At 32.5% G+C, this 16,661-nt stretch carries 9 protein-coding genes; 5 read left to right on the top strand and 4 right to left on the bottom strand.

From position 1 onward, the window contains the following. Positions 1 to 49: 49 nt before the first annotated feature. Positions 50 to 1,963, bottom strand: coding sequence for a molecular chaperone HtpG (gene htpG, locus VOI25_RS12340; protein ID WP_323789389.1), 1,914 nt, complete (start codon positions 1,961 to 1,963; stop codon positions 50 to 52). 182 nt (positions 1,964 to 2,145) lie between these two features. Here htpG and VOI25_RS12345 point away from each other — a divergent pair, with 182 nt between their 5' ends. Continuing rightward, positions 2,146 to 3,156 carry a beta-ketoacyl-ACP synthase III gene (locus VOI25_RS12345; RefSeq protein WP_323789390.1) on the top strand — a complete coding sequence of 337 codons (1,011 nt, stop codon included), beginning with the start codon at positions 2,146 to 2,148 and terminating at the stop codon, positions 3,154 to 3,156. Positions 3,157 to 3,302: 146 nt separating this feature from the next. On the opposite strand, the gene VOI25_RS12350 is transcribed toward VOI25_RS12345, so the two are convergent. Both VOI25_RS12350 and VOI25_RS12355 read right to left on the bottom strand, forming a co-directional pair. After that, a complete protein-coding gene (locus VOI25_RS12350; RefSeq protein ID WP_323789391.1) occupies positions 3,303 to 6,548 on the bottom strand; it encodes a YCF48-related protein in 3,246 nt (1,081 codons plus the stop codon). Between the two features lie 667 nt (positions 6,549 to 7,215). Beyond that, positions 7,216 to 9,702, bottom strand: coding sequence for a TonB-dependent receptor domain-containing protein (locus VOI25_RS12355; protein WP_323789392.1), 2,487 nt, complete (start codon positions 9,700 to 9,702; stop codon positions 7,216 to 7,218). 124 nt (positions 9,703 to 9,826) lie between these two features. Between VOI25_RS12355 and VOI25_RS12360 the strand changes: the two genes are divergently transcribed. Continuing rightward, entirely contained in the window at positions 9,827 to 10,189 is a 363-nt protein-coding gene (locus VOI25_RS12360; protein ID WP_323789393.1) for a CoA-binding protein, read from the top strand. Here VOI25_RS12360 and VOI25_RS12365 read toward each other — a convergent pair. Next, positions 10,173 to 11,648: a sodium:solute symporter gene (locus VOI25_RS12365; protein WP_323789394.1), complete on the bottom strand. Its 1,476-nt coding sequence runs from the start codon at positions 11,646 to 11,648 to the stop codon at positions 10,173 to 10,175. The genes VOI25_RS12360 and VOI25_RS12365 overlap by 17 nt on opposite strands. A gap of 149 nt (positions 11,649 to 11,797) precedes the next feature. Between VOI25_RS12365 and VOI25_RS12370 the strand changes: the two genes are divergently transcribed. The 3 genes from VOI25_RS12370 to VOI25_RS12380 all read left to right on the top strand — a co-directional run bounded on the left by VOI25_RS12370 (position 11,798) and on the right by VOI25_RS12380 (position 16,593). Continuing rightward, positions 11,798 to 14,779, top strand: a complete 2,982-nt coding sequence (locus VOI25_RS12370; RefSeq protein ID WP_323789395.1) for a T9SS type A sorting domain-containing protein — start codon at positions 11,798 to 11,800, stop codon at positions 14,777 to 14,779. An 82-nt stretch (positions 14,780 to 14,861) separates the two neighbouring features. Beyond that, a complete protein-coding gene (recR, locus tag VOI25_RS12375; protein ID WP_323789396.1) occupies positions 14,862 to 15,479 on the top strand; it encodes a recombination mediator RecR in 618 nt (205 codons plus the stop codon). Positions 15,480 to 15,492: 13 nt separating this feature from the next. Continuing rightward, a complete protein-coding gene (locus VOI25_RS12380) occupies positions 15,493 to 16,593 on the top strand; it encodes a glycosyltransferase family 2 protein (protein WP_323789397.1) in 1,101 nt (366 codons plus the stop codon). Positions 16,594 to 16,661 lie beyond the last annotated feature (68 nt).

Genomic DNA, 16,661 nt, shown 5'->3' on the forward strand with positions numbered 1-16,661 from the left:
AGTGGTTTTAAGATATAAATAGATGTTTTGTACCTTCAGAAAAGACAACTTACTTAATCATGTCGTAACTACGCTTGATGAAGTTTGTCAATTCTTCACCTTTTAGTAAACCTTGAGATAAACGAGCCAAGTCTAAACTTTGAGAGATTAATCGTTCTTGTTTCTTTTTTGTTTTGGTGTTAAGTATTTCGCTAACTAACTCAGAGTTCGTATTCACGACGAGATTATACATCTCTGGCATATTGCCCATACCAAACATTCCACCTCCACCACCAGTTTGTTGCATCTCTTTCATACGACGCATAAACTCAGGTTGTGTAATAATAAATGGTGACGCATCACTATCCATAGCTTCTAATTGTACCATGAATTTTTCAGAAGGTACAACCTCTTTTAACAACGTATCTAAAGCTGTTTTTTCTTCATCTGAAAGTTTAGAAATGGCAGTGTCATCTTTCTTGATTAAGTTATCAATATGATCACCATCAACACGTGCGAATGAAATATTCTCTTTTGTCGTTTCTAATTTTTGAATTAAATGCGATACAATTGGAGAATCTAATAGTAATACTTCGTAACCTTTAGCTTTCGCTGATTCAATATAAGAGTGTTGCGTATCTTTGTTAGAAGCATACAAAATAACAAGTTTATCATCTTTATCTGTTTGCTTCGCTTTTATCTTGTTGAATAATTCTTCATACGTATAGAATTTGCCATCAACTGTTGGGTATAAGGCAAAAGCATCTGCTTTTTCAAAGAATTTTTCTTCCGAAAGCATTCCATATTCAATAACGATTTTAATATCATCCCATTTTGCTTCAAAATCTTCACGATTAGAATTGAATAACGACTTCAATTTATCGGCTACTTTACGAGTAATGTATGATGAAATCTTCTTCACTGCTCCATCAGCTTGTAAATAACTACGAGATACATTTAATGGAATGTCAGGCGAATCAATAACACCTCTTAACATGGTTAAGAATTCTGGAACGATGCCTTCTACATTATCCGTAACAAATACTTGATTTTGGTAAAGCTGAATTTTATCCTTCTGAATGTTTAAATCATTCGTCATCTTAGGGAAATATAAAATTCCAGTCAGGTTAAACGGATAATCAACATTTAAGTGAATATTGAATAATGGCTCTTCAAACTGCATTGGATACAGCTCTCTGTAGAAATTTTTATAATCATCACCTTCGAGTTCTGTAGGTTGTTTTGTCCATGCAGGATCAGGATTGTTGATGATATTATCTACTGTAATTTGTTTGTGAGGTTCCGTAGTTTCTTTACCGTCTTTATCTTTTGTTGTTTTAGGAGTAAAGTCAGGATCATTAACTTCTTTGGTTCCAAATTTAATTGGAACTGGCATAAACTTGTTATACTTAAGTAATAGTTCTCTAATACGAGCTTCTTCTAAAAACTCAGTTGAATCTTCAGCAATATGAAGAATGATTTCAGTACCTCTTTCAGTTTTTTCTGAAGCTTCCAAGGTGAATTCTGGCGAACCATCACACATCCAATGTGCAGCAGGTTCATCTTTATGAGATTTTGTAATGATCTCAACTTTTTCAGCAACCATAAAAGCAGAATAGAATCCTAATCCGAAATGTCCAATAATTCCAGAATCTTTAGCGGCATCTTTATACTGGTCTAAAAATTCTTCAGCTCCAGAAAAAGCTACTTGGTTAATGTACTTTTCAACTTCTTCGGCTGTCATTCCTAATCCTTGATCGATGATATGGAGTTTTTTACCTTCCTTATCAATTTTTACTTCAATTATCGGATTGCCGTATTCGGTTTTAGATTCACCAATACTAGTTAAGTGTTTTAATTTTAGTGTTGCATCTGTGGCATTACTAATTAGCTCACGTAAAAATATTTCGTGGTCGCTGTACAAGAATTTTTTAATGAGCGGAAAAATATTTTCTACCGAGACATTAATGTTTCCTTTTGTCATAATTTAATTTATTTGTCATTCCTGAACTGGCAGGAATCTTATTAATGATAATTTCATTTTACGTTAATAGAGTAGACAAAAAAAGTACCAAGACCAATAAAGTGACAAACTGACACAATTTTTTTCTTTGGAAATTGAGATTTATATTTTGTACTTTGCTTATTCATAAATTAAAGAGAAAAATGTACAATTCTAAGATAATAGGCTTAGGACATTATGTTCCTGACAATGTGGTTACTAATGACGATTTATCCAAAATGATGGATACCAATGACGAATGGATTCAAGAACGTACAGGAATTCAAGAACGTCGTTGGGCTATAAAAGGTAGTGAAGATACCACAGCAGGAATGGGAGTGAAGGCGGCTAAAATTGCTATTAAGCGTTCTGGTATTGATAAAGATGATATCGATTTTATCATTTTTGCCACCTTGAGTCCAGATATGTATTTTCCTGGTCCTGGAGTACAAGTACAACATGCTTTAGATATAAAAACCGTTGGCGCTTTAGATGTGCGTAATCAATGTTCGGGTTTTGTATATGCCCTTTCTGTGGCAGATAATTTTATCAAAACAGGAATGTATAAAAACATTTTGGTGATTGGGAGCGAATTACATTCTCATGGATTAGATAAAACTACAAGAGGAAGAGGAGTGACTGTCATATTTGGAGATGGAGCAGGAGCAGCAGTATTGAGTAGAGAAGAAGACACCTCAAAAGGTATATTATCGACACATTTACATTCACAAGGAGAACATGCTGAAGAATTGGTATTGATAGCTCCAGGAATGGGAAAACGTTGGGTAAATGACATTATTGCTGAAAATGATCCTAATGACGAAAGTTATTTTCCATATATGAACGGACAATTTGTATTTAAAAATGCAGTCGTTCGTTTTAGTGAAGTCATTATGGAAGGTTTAGAGAAAAATAAGTTACAAGTTGAAGACATAGATATGCTAATCCCGCATCAAGCCAATTTGCGAATTGCACAGTTTATTCAGCGTCGATTTAAATTGGAAGACCATCAAGTCTTTAATAATATTCAGAAATACGGAAACACAACTGCAGCCTCTATTCCTATTGCATTAACTGAAGCTTGGGAAGAAGGGAAAATAAAAGAAGGTGATACCGTTGTCTTGGCTGCTTTCGGTAGTGGATTTACTTGGGGAAGTGTGATTATGAAGTGGTAACGACACATATTGTCGAGGTTACTTACTTAATATAAATATATTGTTTTATAATATGTTTGTATTAGGGTTGTTGCTAGGAAATCCAGAAGTAATAAATTATAAAAGTTTTTGACAGTAAAGTAAATTATTAAATTAAAGATTTTAAACTATTTATTTACAATAAGTTTCTTTGTAAAAAAACTATTTTCATATTTAAATTTTAAGAAATAGATGCCATAATCTAGATCATTGAGTATAAGTTTTGCAACATTTGTTGTATCTATATTATTGTAATCAAAGATTAATTTACCCGTTAAATCAACTAAGGAAACAGATTCAAATATTGTTGGCTGATTTGTTTCAATAAATATTTGATTGTTAGCTGGGTTAGGATAAATCTTAATCCCAAAAGGATCATACATTATTTGGCTAACACCTAAGGTTTCAGAAGTATACTGGTAGGTTTCAGAAAAAACGGTTGTACCATTATTATCAGCAACTAACCTATAGTAATATGTTGTATTTGGGATAATGCTATTTACTGTAGCACTAATTAGGTTTGTAAAACTTCCTGAAACATAAGATGGATTTCCTGGAATTGATGATCCAAAAGTATCTGTTAAACCATATTCAAAATTAATATTATTCAAATAAGCTCCATTACTATTAATGAAACCTCTTAACTCTAAACCACCTATTCCACTTTCAATTATTGTTCCTGATACCATCATTACACCTCCGGAAATTTGAAAAGCGTTTTCTTCGCTATAGATTTCTTCAGTACCATGTAATGCTTTTAATCTATAAAAATAAACTAGATTAGGATCTAAATCTGTTAAAATTGTACTCACATACTGAATAGTACCTGCGTTAACAAGATTAGGAGTTGTATTTGAAGAATTTTCATAATTTAGTGTGCCATATTCGAAAACTATATCAGTTAAATCTAAGCTGTTTGACCGCACATTCGCAGATAAAGTCGCATTTACCCCACTAATAAACGGATTGTATAGATTAAACTCAAATAAAGGTTTAGTTGTGAAGTTTTTATGATTACTAAATATTTCTACTCCATTATGTATTGCTTTTAGTTTAACATAATACAATGTTTCAGGTTCTAGATTAGTTGGAGTTGCTGAAAAATATTCAGTAGTTTCTCCAGAGACAGTGTCTGGATTAACACTCATGCTTAAATTAAGATTGTTAAAATCTGTACCGTATATGAATTCGACATTGGTAATTTCATTTTGATTTGATGTTATTTCTCCATTGAATTGAGCAGAAGTAGCCCCAGGATAATTCACATTATCCATTTGCATAGAATAATCTGGTAAAGTATGAAAGATTTCTTGATAGCTTAAATGTTCTTCAGAATCATAGGTAGCTTTTATACGATAATAAAATGAGGTATTTGATGGTAAGTTTGTCAAATCTACAGAGATGTCATAAGATTCATTCGCATTAACAGAATTTAAAGGAACAATTGTACTATCATTGAATGAGAAATTAGTACTGTATTCTAATTGAACATTTGAAATTTGCCCCTCATTAGAAGTAACATTTCCGGTGATAGTTGCACTAGTATTAGATGGATTTTCAACGGGATTTACCGTAACAATTATTGGGTCATATTCTATATTGCTCTTAATTAATACTCCAAAATAACCTGTAGCAAAAATATTATCAGAAATTAGCTCAACTGAGTATACTGAATCAGAAGGATTAGAATTTCCCCAGCTAACTCCACCATTCATGGTTTTAAAAACACTACCATTTTCGGCAACTATGTAACCTACATTGGGTGAATGGAATTTAACAAATACCGAGTAGTATGATGGGCAATCAAATTCTTGCCAACTCATTCCTCCATCAGAAGTTTTATAGGATAAATATCCATCACCAACAATATAACCTGTGTTTTCATTTATAAAATGCATAGATGTAAGATCTTGATCAAATGTTGGAGAAGAAATTTCCCAATTATTTCCACCATCAGTTGTTTTATATACTATTCTATTATCAATTGCAAAACCAATTTGAGAATCCAAAATTTGAATATCACTGAAATTTGTAGAGCTTACTTGAATCCAAGAATCACCTCCATTAATAGTTTTAAATGTTTTTAGTTGGTTAAAACCTCCACTGGTAAACCCAATGTTTTCGTCTAAAAAGTCAATGGAAAATAAACTACTTTCATTAATTAATTGATATCCATTATTAGTTTGTGTCCAAGAAACACCTCCATCTATAGTTTTATAAACTCTTGTATAAGAACTATTTGAACCTACTATTGCATATCCTATATTTTCATTAACCATATCATATTTATATATATATAAATTTTCAGGAGCGCCTTTTTCCACCCATGAAATACCTCCATCTATAGTTTTATAAAGAATCCCTCTAATACTTGCATGGCCAATATTGTTTTCAATAAATTTTAATTGAGCAATTGCGTCATACGAAAATGAATGACCATCCCAAGTACTTCCACCGTCAGTGGTTTTAATAATTCGCCCTCTAGAGCCTGTTGCATAACCATGGTTGATGTCAGTAAAATGCAACCCATTAAGGCCTGAATAATCGTAAACGGGACTATTTTCGAAGCTTGAGAAACTCCATGTATTTCCTCCATCTATTGTTTTGATGAAAACACCATCATTTCCACAAGCAAAACCGATATTATCATCAATAAATTGAAATGATGCAATTTCATATGATGGAATGTTAATTTCTATCCAAGTTTCACCAGCATCCACTGTTTTAAACATTTCATAATGCTGTCTGGTAGCAAAACCTACATTTTCATTTACAAAATAGACTGTAAAAAAATTGGATGGAATTGTATTTGTACTCATTGTAGTATACCATGAAACTCCACCATCTATAGTTTTTAACATAGTTCCTCCACCACAAGCTGCATGTCCAACTAAAGGCGAAGTGAAAAAAGTTTTTACTACTGCTCCAGGTACATCAAAACTTTCCCAGGTTAGACCTCCATCAACTGATTTTACTATACTATAACTACTAGAAATTATTATATTATTGTCGTCAAGAATGGAAATAGTATTGAATATAGTTTGGTCAAAACCAGTTGATATTTGATTCCAAGTCGCACCATTGTCAATAGATTTCAAGACATATCCATAATTCCCTACAATGTAACCTACCGAATTGTAAAATTCTATATCATTACCAGATGAAATATCTTGTTTTACTTGCCAAGATAAACCAGCGTCAGATGTTACAAGTAGTTCATAATCATTTATTATATAGCCTATATTATTAGTCGCAAAAGCAATATCGTTGCTGGTTTTAGTCGTGGGTTTTGGGTTTAATAATTCCCAATTTGTTTGAGATTGGGTGATTAAAACTGAAAGTAATAGAATTATAAGTGGTAGATGCTTTTTCATATAGATTTAAAATTTTGTAAAGTGACAATTATATTTTATTCAAAATTACAATAGTAAATATAAATGTTTTAGTTGAAAATTAGTTTGAAATTGGGATATATTAATAAAGAATATTAGCTGTAATAATTTGCTTATCAATTTTTTAGGTTGAGATTTGGTTTTTCTCTATTGTGAAGCTTCGATTGTTTTTTTTTTTCACAATTAAAAAAATAAAAAAATCCGAAACTTTTCAGTTCCGGATTTCTTCGCTATTAACCAATTCTCACTAACACTAAAACTATAAAACTAGTGATACGTTAAACTGATTAACTATAAAACTTATCACATATACTTAGACGAAAAAATTTCACTTTTATTATATTAAAATTCACAATTAACTTTTATTAACATAAAAAAAGTCCGTAAGATAATCTTACGGACAATTTGCTATTAATCAATTTTAAAAACTTTGTATGTATATAGGACTAACTTTAATAAACCTCAATGGTAATATTGGGTTTTAGTCGTACCAAAATCAATTGCATTACACTGTGTATCAAACTTTAACATAATTCTAAAAAAACCCGAAGCTTTTGGGCTTCGGGCCGTAACATTTAATAACCAAACTTAACACTAACCATCAACTATTATGCAGGCTATTAAATGTACTTTTATTTAGATTTGAGATTTATAAAAATCCTCCACTTCCAGATGTTTCGTTATCATCTCTGTTTTTACGTTGTAGTGCTCTGTATTTTCCACCACCAAATCGATAAGATAAACCAACATTCCAAGTGTTACTTTCCCAATTAAATTCTCCAATAGATGGATAAGGTCGATCTCCTTCAAATTCAAATTTCATAGTGTTTAAAATATCACTGTAGTTAAAACTAAACGTTGCTCTATTGTCTTCTAAGAAACTATAACGTAAACCTGTATTAACCATAAACATTGGTTTTCTTGTGAATTGTAATCCTTTTTCTTCACCTCGATACATTGAGAATAGCGATAGATTTAATCGTTTTGTAACTTTAAAATTATTAAATAACCTAAAGTTGTATACAATATTGTCGGCTTCAACAGTGCTTCGAACAATATCATCAGCGGTTGCAATGTCTAAGGGCTGAGTTAATGTTTCAGCAATTCCTTTTTGTTTTCTTGAGAATAAATCAAAACTCGCATTTAAACTCCACCATTTTGTTGGTCTGTAGTTACTACTTAGTTCTAATCCGAAAGCCGTTGTATTTTCAAAATTATCGTAAGTCAAAATATTCTTATTGATGTCTAAGCGATCAATAAAAACGGCTCTGTTAATTTCATCTTCTACCAGTCTAAAAAAGACACCTCCTGTAATACTTCCTTTTTCTAGTTTTCTCGTATAATTAAATTCAGCTGAATTTGTAAACTGTGGCTCTAGATTAGTATTTCCAAAAGAGGAAATTAAAGGCGTACTCCATTCTCTAATAGGATTTACTTGTTGTAATCCTGGTCTATCTACACGACGACTAACACTCATTTGATAACTGTTCTTTTCACTAGGAGAATACGTAACAAAAGCTGAAGGATATACTTGGAAATAATCATTTTCAAAAAGGTTATTTTCAAGACCATTTGTAGACTGACTTAAAGCCGACGCATTTTCTGTAACTGTTTCTGCTCTGGCACCAACTTGGTAACTCCATTTGTCAAACGTTTTTCCGTAAGTGACATACATAGAATAAATGTCTCGTTTATAGGTAAAATCAGTGCTAGGTGTAGAAATAAACTCGTCACCATTATTTGGAATTGCATCTTGTAATGGATTTACCGAAAGTCCAGTAGAATTATAATCTATATTAGTTTCAAATAGTCGTGCTTCAACACCAATTTCTAATTTTGTGTTTTCATTTAATGGATTCGTATAATCTAGGTTAGCAACTGTTTGGTCTCTATTTGTATCAACAAAATCTATATAGTTGGGAGGAAACGGAATATTTGTGAATCTAAAATTTGCAATTTCATCTTGACTAAATTTGCTATAGTCTACTTCTAAATCTAATTTTTCACCTTCTTTTTTAAATTTATGATTGAAAATACCATTGTATTGAGCAACAACATTTTCTACGTCATTATTAAAGTTTTGAAGTTGTAATGGTTGATTTACATATTGCACACCAGTTGATCCACCACCTTTTCCGTTATAGAGGTTTTGATTTGTGAAAAATGAAACGGTATTGTTGTCATTCATATAAAAATCGACTCCAACTTTATACAGATGCGATTTGTTATTATTTCCAAAATCGAAAGATTGAAGAGATCCATCATCAGTACGTTCAATGAAACCATAGTTTGCATTCTGACCAATATTGTTTCCGTAGTTACCAAAGAAATTGAATTTTCCATTTCGGTAATTCATATCTATTGAGCTATTAAACTTTGCGAAAATCTCTTTTGTCAGTCCAACATTAACGTTTCCATTGAAACCAATAGTCGTGTTTTTGTGTAGGATAATATTAATAATTCCACTCATACCTTCAGGATTGTATTTTGCAGAAGGATTGGTAATTAATTCAATTTGCTTGATAGAAGCTGACGGAATCTGTTTTAGTAACTGTGCAATTGGCACATTTGATAATTTGCCATCAACCATAACTCTTACATTTTCATTACCACGTAAGCTAATGTTACCTGTTTGCTGATCGACGTTTACAGATGGAAGATTATTCATAATATCACTAGCTGTTGGTCCAGAAGTGGTTAAATCTTTTCCTATAGTAATAACTTTTCTGTCTACTTTTTGTTGAATGGTTGTAACTTCTGCAACAACAGTAACTTCGTCTAAGCTTTCAATATCTTCTTCAAGATAAATATCACCAATATTAATATTGTAATTACCTTTTTCTAAGGTTATTACTTTTGAAGTTGTCTTAAATCCAATGTATTGAATGCTAAGGGTAACAGTGCCTTCTGGAATGTTTTCGATTTCGAAAGTTCCATCGTCTTGGGTTATGCCACCAGTAATGGTTTTGTTTTCAGAATCCTTTATAATAACATTTACATAAGGTAAGGGTTGATTAAGTGAAGCGTCGATAACACGACCGGAAACCGAGCCTTCTCTAGCTGCTAAATTTTCTGATGAGTTCGCATATGCTAATGCGGAAAGTAAGAGCATACACAGCAATGTGATTTTTTTCATTTTTGATTGATTGAGTTATAAAATTATCCTTTTCAGAATTGGTTGTTACCTCATAGACGTTTATTTTTGGATTCTGTTACTTCTTTTAACATTACTTAACAACTTTTTAACAAAACCCTAATGCATGAATAAAAAGACCTTAGTTATTGGAGCATCGCTAAAACCACAGCGATATTCGAATATTGCCATTAAAAAATTAGTGAATCACAATTATGAAGTAGTGGCTTTTGGTTTAAGAGAAGGATCGGTTTCAGGTGTTGAAATAGAAACGAAGTTAATGCCTTACAATGATGTACATACAGTAACACTATATTTAAATCCTGAGCGTCAAAAAGCTGTTTACGATTATATTATTTCCTTACGGCCAGAACGCGTAATTTTCAATCCAGGTACAGAAAATTCAGAATTTCAAAAGGTATTACAGCAGAACAATATCTTTTTTGAGGAAGCTTGCACCTTAGTCTTGTTGTCTACGAATCAATACTAGAGGTTGTCTTTTTTGAAATTAAAAACAAACAAAGCATAGTTATTAGTCCATTGATGGGCAGTATTTCCCATTGAAATTTGTATTGCCCAATAATGCTTTCAGGTAACGATGTAATACCATAGGTTAGTAGTATAGCAATCAAGCCAACAATCCATGCATATTGATCTTTAATTGCTCGTTTGGTTAACACTCCAAAGGCAAATAGACCTAACAACGGACCATAAGTAAACGTGGCAAATTTAAATAGATTACTAACAACGCTTCCATCTAAGCTGTTGAAAATAATGACTACTATTATAAGGACTAAAGAAACTCCAATATGGACTTTTTTACGTAATGGTTTTTGTTCTGAAATTTCTTTTTTCTCAATATTTAAAAAATCTACGGAAAATGAAGTCGTTAATGAGGTTAAGGCAGAATCGGCACTTGAGTAGGCAGCAGCAATTAATCCTATAATGAAGGTTACCGCTAATCCTGTCCCTAATCCTTGATTCATGGCTATTTCAGGAAATAAGAGGTCTGTTCTAGTTTTTCCATCGACTACAGGGATATCTACACCAAATTTTTCAGCATATATGAAAAGTAAAGCCCCTAAACTTAGAAAAATAAAGTTGACGATTACCAACAAAACAGACATAGAAAACATGTTTTTTTGAGCCTCATTTTTATTTTTACAAGTCAGATTTTTTTGCATCATATCCTGATCTAAGCCTGTCATAGCAATGGTAATGAAAATTCCACCAATAAAATATTTCCAAAAATATACAGAGGAATTAAAATCATCAAAAAAGAATATTTGGTTTTTTGAATTGAAAGTATCCTGATTCATAATTTCAGTTACTGACCATTCCAATTTATTTGCAATTAAAAAGATGGCAACACCAACACAAGTTAGCATAGCCAGTGTTTGTAAAGTATCTGTCCATATGATAGTCTTTATGCCACCTCTTTTAGTATAAATCCATATTAAGAGGATAGAAATAACAACAGTTATCCAGAACGGCACGCCTAACTGTTCAAAAACAATATATTGCATTGCAAGGGCAACTAGATATAATCTAAATGAAGCACCAGTGACTCTTGAAAGTAAAAAGAAAAACGCACCAGTTTTATAGCTCACTTTACCAAACCTGTATTCTAAATACTGATAAATTGAAGTAACATTTAATTTGTAATACATTGGTAGCAAGATAAATAATACAATTAAATAGCCCACAAAAAAACCAAAAACGCCTTGCATATAGGCAAATTGTTGACCTTCTACTAAGCCTGGAACCGAAATAAATGTCACACCAGAAAGAGAGGCGCCAATCATTCCGAAAGCAACAAGGTACCATGGAGCAGATTTATTGGCTTTGAAAAAAGCATCGTTAGAATCTTCTTTTCCTGTGAAATATGAAATTAAAATAAGAACACCAAAATAGGCTAAGATTAGTAGAATAATGGCGTTTGTCGACATAATTAGTATTTAACAGTTGTTTTTTCTTGAAAACCGTATATTTACAAAAAAAGAATTGTAAACAATATTAAGTAATTTATTATAAAAAATCTGTTTTCTGTTTTATAGAATTAGGGTTGTTTGTTCTAGCTTACTCAAATTTATTTAAAATGAAAAATTACTATCTCCTCCTCGCATTTTTAGTTACGCTTAATTTCTCTTGGTCTCAAGAATACAGACAAATGATTGCTAAAGGCACCTATACTGTGCAGGAAATTCAACAAAGTGCAGAGTCCTATTTTGCAGAAGTAGGAACAGAACGCGGGAAAGGATACAAACCCTATAAACGTTGGGAATATCAGGCATTGCAAGATATGGATGAGAACGGAATGCTTCCTACTCCAGAGTTTTATTTCAACGAGTTAGAAAATTACAATGCGTATATTAATGAAAATATAGGAGAAGCACGAACTACAGTTGGTGCTTGGCAGCCTTTAGGTCCAGACTATTGGAATCAAACTTCTGGATGGAATCCAGGTGTTGGTCGTGTAACTTCAATAGCAGTGGAACCTGCTAATCCTAATCATATGATTGTTGGTGCGAATACTGGCGGAGTTTGGAGATCAATTGATGGAGGTGCAAATTGGACAGTCCTTACAGATAATTTATCAACACTAACTGTGAGTGCTTTAGCTATGGATCCTACAACTACAACAACTTATTTTTGGGGTTCTACAGGTGGAACAATTTTAAAATCAACCGATTCAGGAACGACTTGGAATTTTTATTCAGATACAGGAGGTGGCACAGTTAATAAAATCCTGATTGATCCAACCAACACAAATAAAATGTATTGTTCAGTTGAAGGTGGAGGGATTTTTAAATCTGTTGATGCTGGATTAAATTGGACGATAATTAATACTAGTGCAACTAATGGTTATGATATTGAATTCAAACCTGGTGATACTAACACTATTTATGCATCTGGCAATGAATTTTTTATCTCTACTGATGGAGGTGTAACATTCGAAGCTCCAAACACATTGACACAATGGACACAAGATTTTATTGTAGGTTCAAATAGTTGGTCTACAACGGACTCTAATCAAAATAATACAGTTTTCCCCAGAACAGGTAGTCGTATGGCATTTTGCTATGTTGGAGATTTTACATCACCAATTACAAATTTATCGACACCATCGTTAAACCTTTCTGGAGCTAGTAATCCAGTAGTGAATTTTTCATATACTAATGTAGATTGGTCGGGAGATATTGATGCTTTAAGAGTATTATATAAAACTTCTGCAGGTGGTACTTGGATTGAATTGGCTAATTATACTTTAGAATCATCAACTTGGACTGATATTTCATTAAGTCTTCCAAATCCAACTTCAGACTATTACGTAGCTTTTGAAGGTACTGCTAATTATGGTAGAGGATTAACCCTTGATGATGTATCTATAGAAGATCCATCTTTAGGTGTAGTTTTTGAAGATGGTTTTGAAAATGCGTCAAATTCATTTTCAAGTGGACCAAAAATGATAGGTGTTTCAGCTAATGATCCTACTATTGTTTATGTACTTGAAGCTTCTGGTGGTGTTTTTGGTGGATTTCATAAATCTACAGATAATGGAAACACATTTGCAAAATTAGATCATACAGGAAAAAATTATTTTGGCTATAGTTCTTTTGCTGATGATGATTCTGGTCAAGCACCTCGAGATATGGATATTGTTGTGAATCCTGAAAATGCTCAGGATGTTCATATTGCTGGTGTTTTATCGTGGCGATCTACAGATGGTGGTGTTAATTTTAATATCACATCACAATGGGTGCCTCAAAATGCAGCAAGCGAAGGAATTGGATATAATCATGCAGATATTGATATCATGGAATTTGTTGGAAATGCAACTGACGGATATAAGTTATATACCGGAACTGATGGAGGGATTTTTGTAGCCGATGATCCTCTCAATGTAACAAGTTCTTATTACAGAGATTTAACTCCTGGACTTGCAATTAGACAGTTTTATAAAATTGGAATTAGCCAAACTGATCCCGTAGTGGTTTCTGGTGGTTCTCAGGATAACGGAACTTCTGTTTTGGGTTCTGATGGTATTTGGAGAGATTGGCTAGGAGCAGATGGAATGGAATCTTTTGTTGATAAAAATAATAGTAATCTTCTGTATGGAACATCACAAGGAGGTACGCTTTATAAGTCTACTAGTGGAGGAAATGGTAGAAATTGGATTCCGTCTCCTGAAAATAAATCGGGTAACTGGATAACACCATTTGAACAAGATCCAATTCTAACAAATGTTATTTATACAGGTTATGATGAAGTGTATAAGTCGATAAATGGAGGTGATGATTGGGTTTCAATTTCACAAAATTTTGGAGGTAACCTGAATCATTTAAAAATCGCACCTAGTAGTAGCTTACATATGTATGCAGCACGTGGAGGAAATTTATATAAGACGGAAACTGGAGGTGTTTTTGGTAATTGGGATCAATTATCTGGATTTAGTGGCTCCATAAATTCGATTGCAATTCATCCTTCAGATCCTGATAAAATTGCAATAGCTACTACAGACGCATCTAAAGTTTACGTGTCTTCTAATGGAGGAAGTACTTGGAGTTCTTATGTATTAAATCTGCCTAATTTTAGTGCACGCGCTTTAGTTTGGGCAAATAATGCTAATGATGGCTTGTATTTAGGAATGAACTATGGTGTGTTTTATATCGACAATACCTATAGTGAATGGCAACCCTTTAGTAATAACCTTCCTAATGTAATTATAAGTGAACTTGAAATCAACACAGCAGATAATAAGATTTATGCTGGAACTTATGGTCGTGGACTTTGGAGTTCGGATCTTTTTGATGATACGCTAAGTACCCAAGACTTTGAACTAAATAGTATTGCTATGTTTCCTAATCCTGCTAAAAATCAAGTCAGTTTATCTTGGAATAAAGGTGAGCAAGTATCAATCAAAGTTTACAACTCATTGGGCAAAATGATGTATTATACTAAAAAACAAACCTTATTAGATCCTTTAAAAATTAATACATCTCAATATAATTCAGGCTTATATTTCGTTTCAATTAATACTATAAATGGTGTGGTCACTAAAAAACTAATTATAGAGTAATCTGATATTAACAAAATAATGAAGCCATTTTCAATTTGAAAGTGGCTTTTTTAGCTACATATTATATTGTAATTTCGCAACTATGGAATTTTCATCAAAATTACTTGAAAATGCAGTTAACGAAATGTCTCAATTGCCAGGTGTTGGTAAACGAACAGCTTTGCGTTTAGTACTTCATTTATTACGACAGCCAGAATCTCAAACCTTGAATCTTGCTGCAGCTTTAAGTGCCATGCGAAGTAAAATCAAATTTTGTGAAAGTTGCCATAATATTAGTGATACAGACCTATGTGAAATTTGTGCCAATCCGCATCGAGTAGACGACACGATTTGTGTTGTTGAAGATATTAGAGATGTAATGGCCATTGAAAACACAAGTTCGTTTCGTGGTTTATATCATGTTTTGGGTGGAAAAATTTCGCCAATGGATGGCATTGGTCCAAATGAACTTAATATTAAATCATTGGTAGAAAAAGTAAAACAAGGACATGTGAAAGAGCTTATTTTTGCTCTCGGATCTACGATGGAAGGCGATACAACTAATTTTTATATTTATAAGCAGATTCAAGGTTTCGATGTGATTACTTCAACCATTTCTAGAGGAATTTCTGTTGGAAATGAACTAGAGTATACAGATGAACTGACTTTAGGTCGAAGTATTATTAATAGAATCCCATTTGAGACCTCACTAAAATCTTAACATATATTTGAAGTTGTCCGTTATCATATTAAACTATAATGTTCGTCATTTTTTGGAGTTATGTCTAAAAAGTGTTGAAGCTGCTTTAGTTAATATTGATTCCGAAATTATAGTGATTGACAACCATTCTTCAGATGATAGCTGTGACATGGTAAAAACTATGTTTCCGAAGGTTAAACTCATTGAGAATAAAGATAATTACGGGTTTTCAAAAGGAAATAATATAGGTGTAAAAGAAGCTAAAGGTGACTACCTGTGTATTTTAAATCCGGATACAGTCGTAGCTGAAAACACCTTTGAATACTTACTTAAATTTGCAGACCAACAATCAAACCTTGGAATTTTGGGATGTAGACTCATTGACGGTCAAGGCCGATTTTTACCAGAAAGTAAGCGGAATGTCCCACGTCCAATAGTCGCTATTAAAAAGATTTTAGGATTTCCAAAATCATACTATGTCTCTAATTTGGAAGAAAAAGATTGTGGTAGTTCTCCAGTCTTTGTTGGTGCATTCATGATATTAAAACGATCTATATATAATCAAGTTGAAGGCTTTGATGAAGACTATTTTATGTACGGAGAAGATATCGATATATCTTATAAAGTATTAAAAGAAGGATATAATAACACCTATAATGGAGGTGCAACCATAATTCATTACAAAGGAGAAAGTACGCTTAAAGATCAAATCTATGCTAACCGATTTTATGGTGCCATGCAGATTTTTTATGACAAGCATTTTAAGTCTAATATGGTGTTTGATACTTTAGTTTGGCTAGGTATTAAATTAGGACCTATAGTATTAAAAGCACCTGAAACAATTCAAGCTTACCCAAAACATTATGTCTTAATTGCAGCAGAACCTAACACTTCAATTGAAAACGGTATAAAGCAAGATTTGATTTGTCGAACACATTTTGATTCATATGAGGATGATACCGAGTATATTTTAGACAATAATCACCTTAGTTTTAAGTCAATCATCGAAATCTTATCCAATACACCTAAAAATTGTACTGCGACATTCAAAATTCTACCAAAAAATTCTAACTTTATCATCGGAAGTAATAGCTCTAAAAGCAGAGGAGCTATTATACAACTCAACAATAATTAATTGAAAAAATCGCAACAATTGTATTGGTTTTTCATTAATTTTGCAATCGTTAAACCAATAATTGACGC

The sequence above is a fragment of the Psychroserpens sp. genome (assembly GCF_034670085.1).
Taxonomy (GTDB): domain Bacteria; phylum Bacteroidota; class Bacteroidia; order Flavobacteriales; family Flavobacteriaceae; genus Psychroserpens.

Coding starts and splice junctions, on each gene's coding strand:
- VOI25_RS12370 (WP_323789395.1), top strand. CDS start 11,798: ATGAAAAATTACTATCTCCTCCTCGCATTTTTAGTTACGCTTAATTTC.
- VOI25_RS12365 (WP_323789394.1), bottom strand. CDS start 11,648: ATGTCGACAAACGCCATTATTCTACTAATCTTAGCCTATTTTGGTGTT.
- recR (WP_323789396.1), top strand. CDS start 14,862: ATGGAATTTTCATCAAAATTACTTGAAAATGCAGTTAACGAAATGTCT.
- htpG (WP_323789389.1), bottom strand. CDS start 1,963: ATGACAAAAGGAAACATTAATGTCTCGGTAGAAAATATTTTTCCGCTC.
- VOI25_RS12360 (WP_323789393.1), top strand. CDS start 9,827: ATGAATAAAAAGACCTTAGTTATTGGAGCATCGCTAAAACCACAGCGA.
- VOI25_RS12355 (WP_323789392.1), bottom strand. CDS start 9,702: ATGAAAAAAATCACATTGCTGTGTATGCTCTTACTTTCCGCATTAGCA.
- VOI25_RS12350 (WP_323789391.1), bottom strand. CDS start 6,548: ATGAAAAAGCATCTACCACTTATAATTCTATTACTTTCAGTTTTAATC.
- VOI25_RS12345 (WP_323789390.1), top strand. CDS start 2,146: ATGTACAATTCTAAGATAATAGGCTTAGGACATTATGTTCCTGACAAT.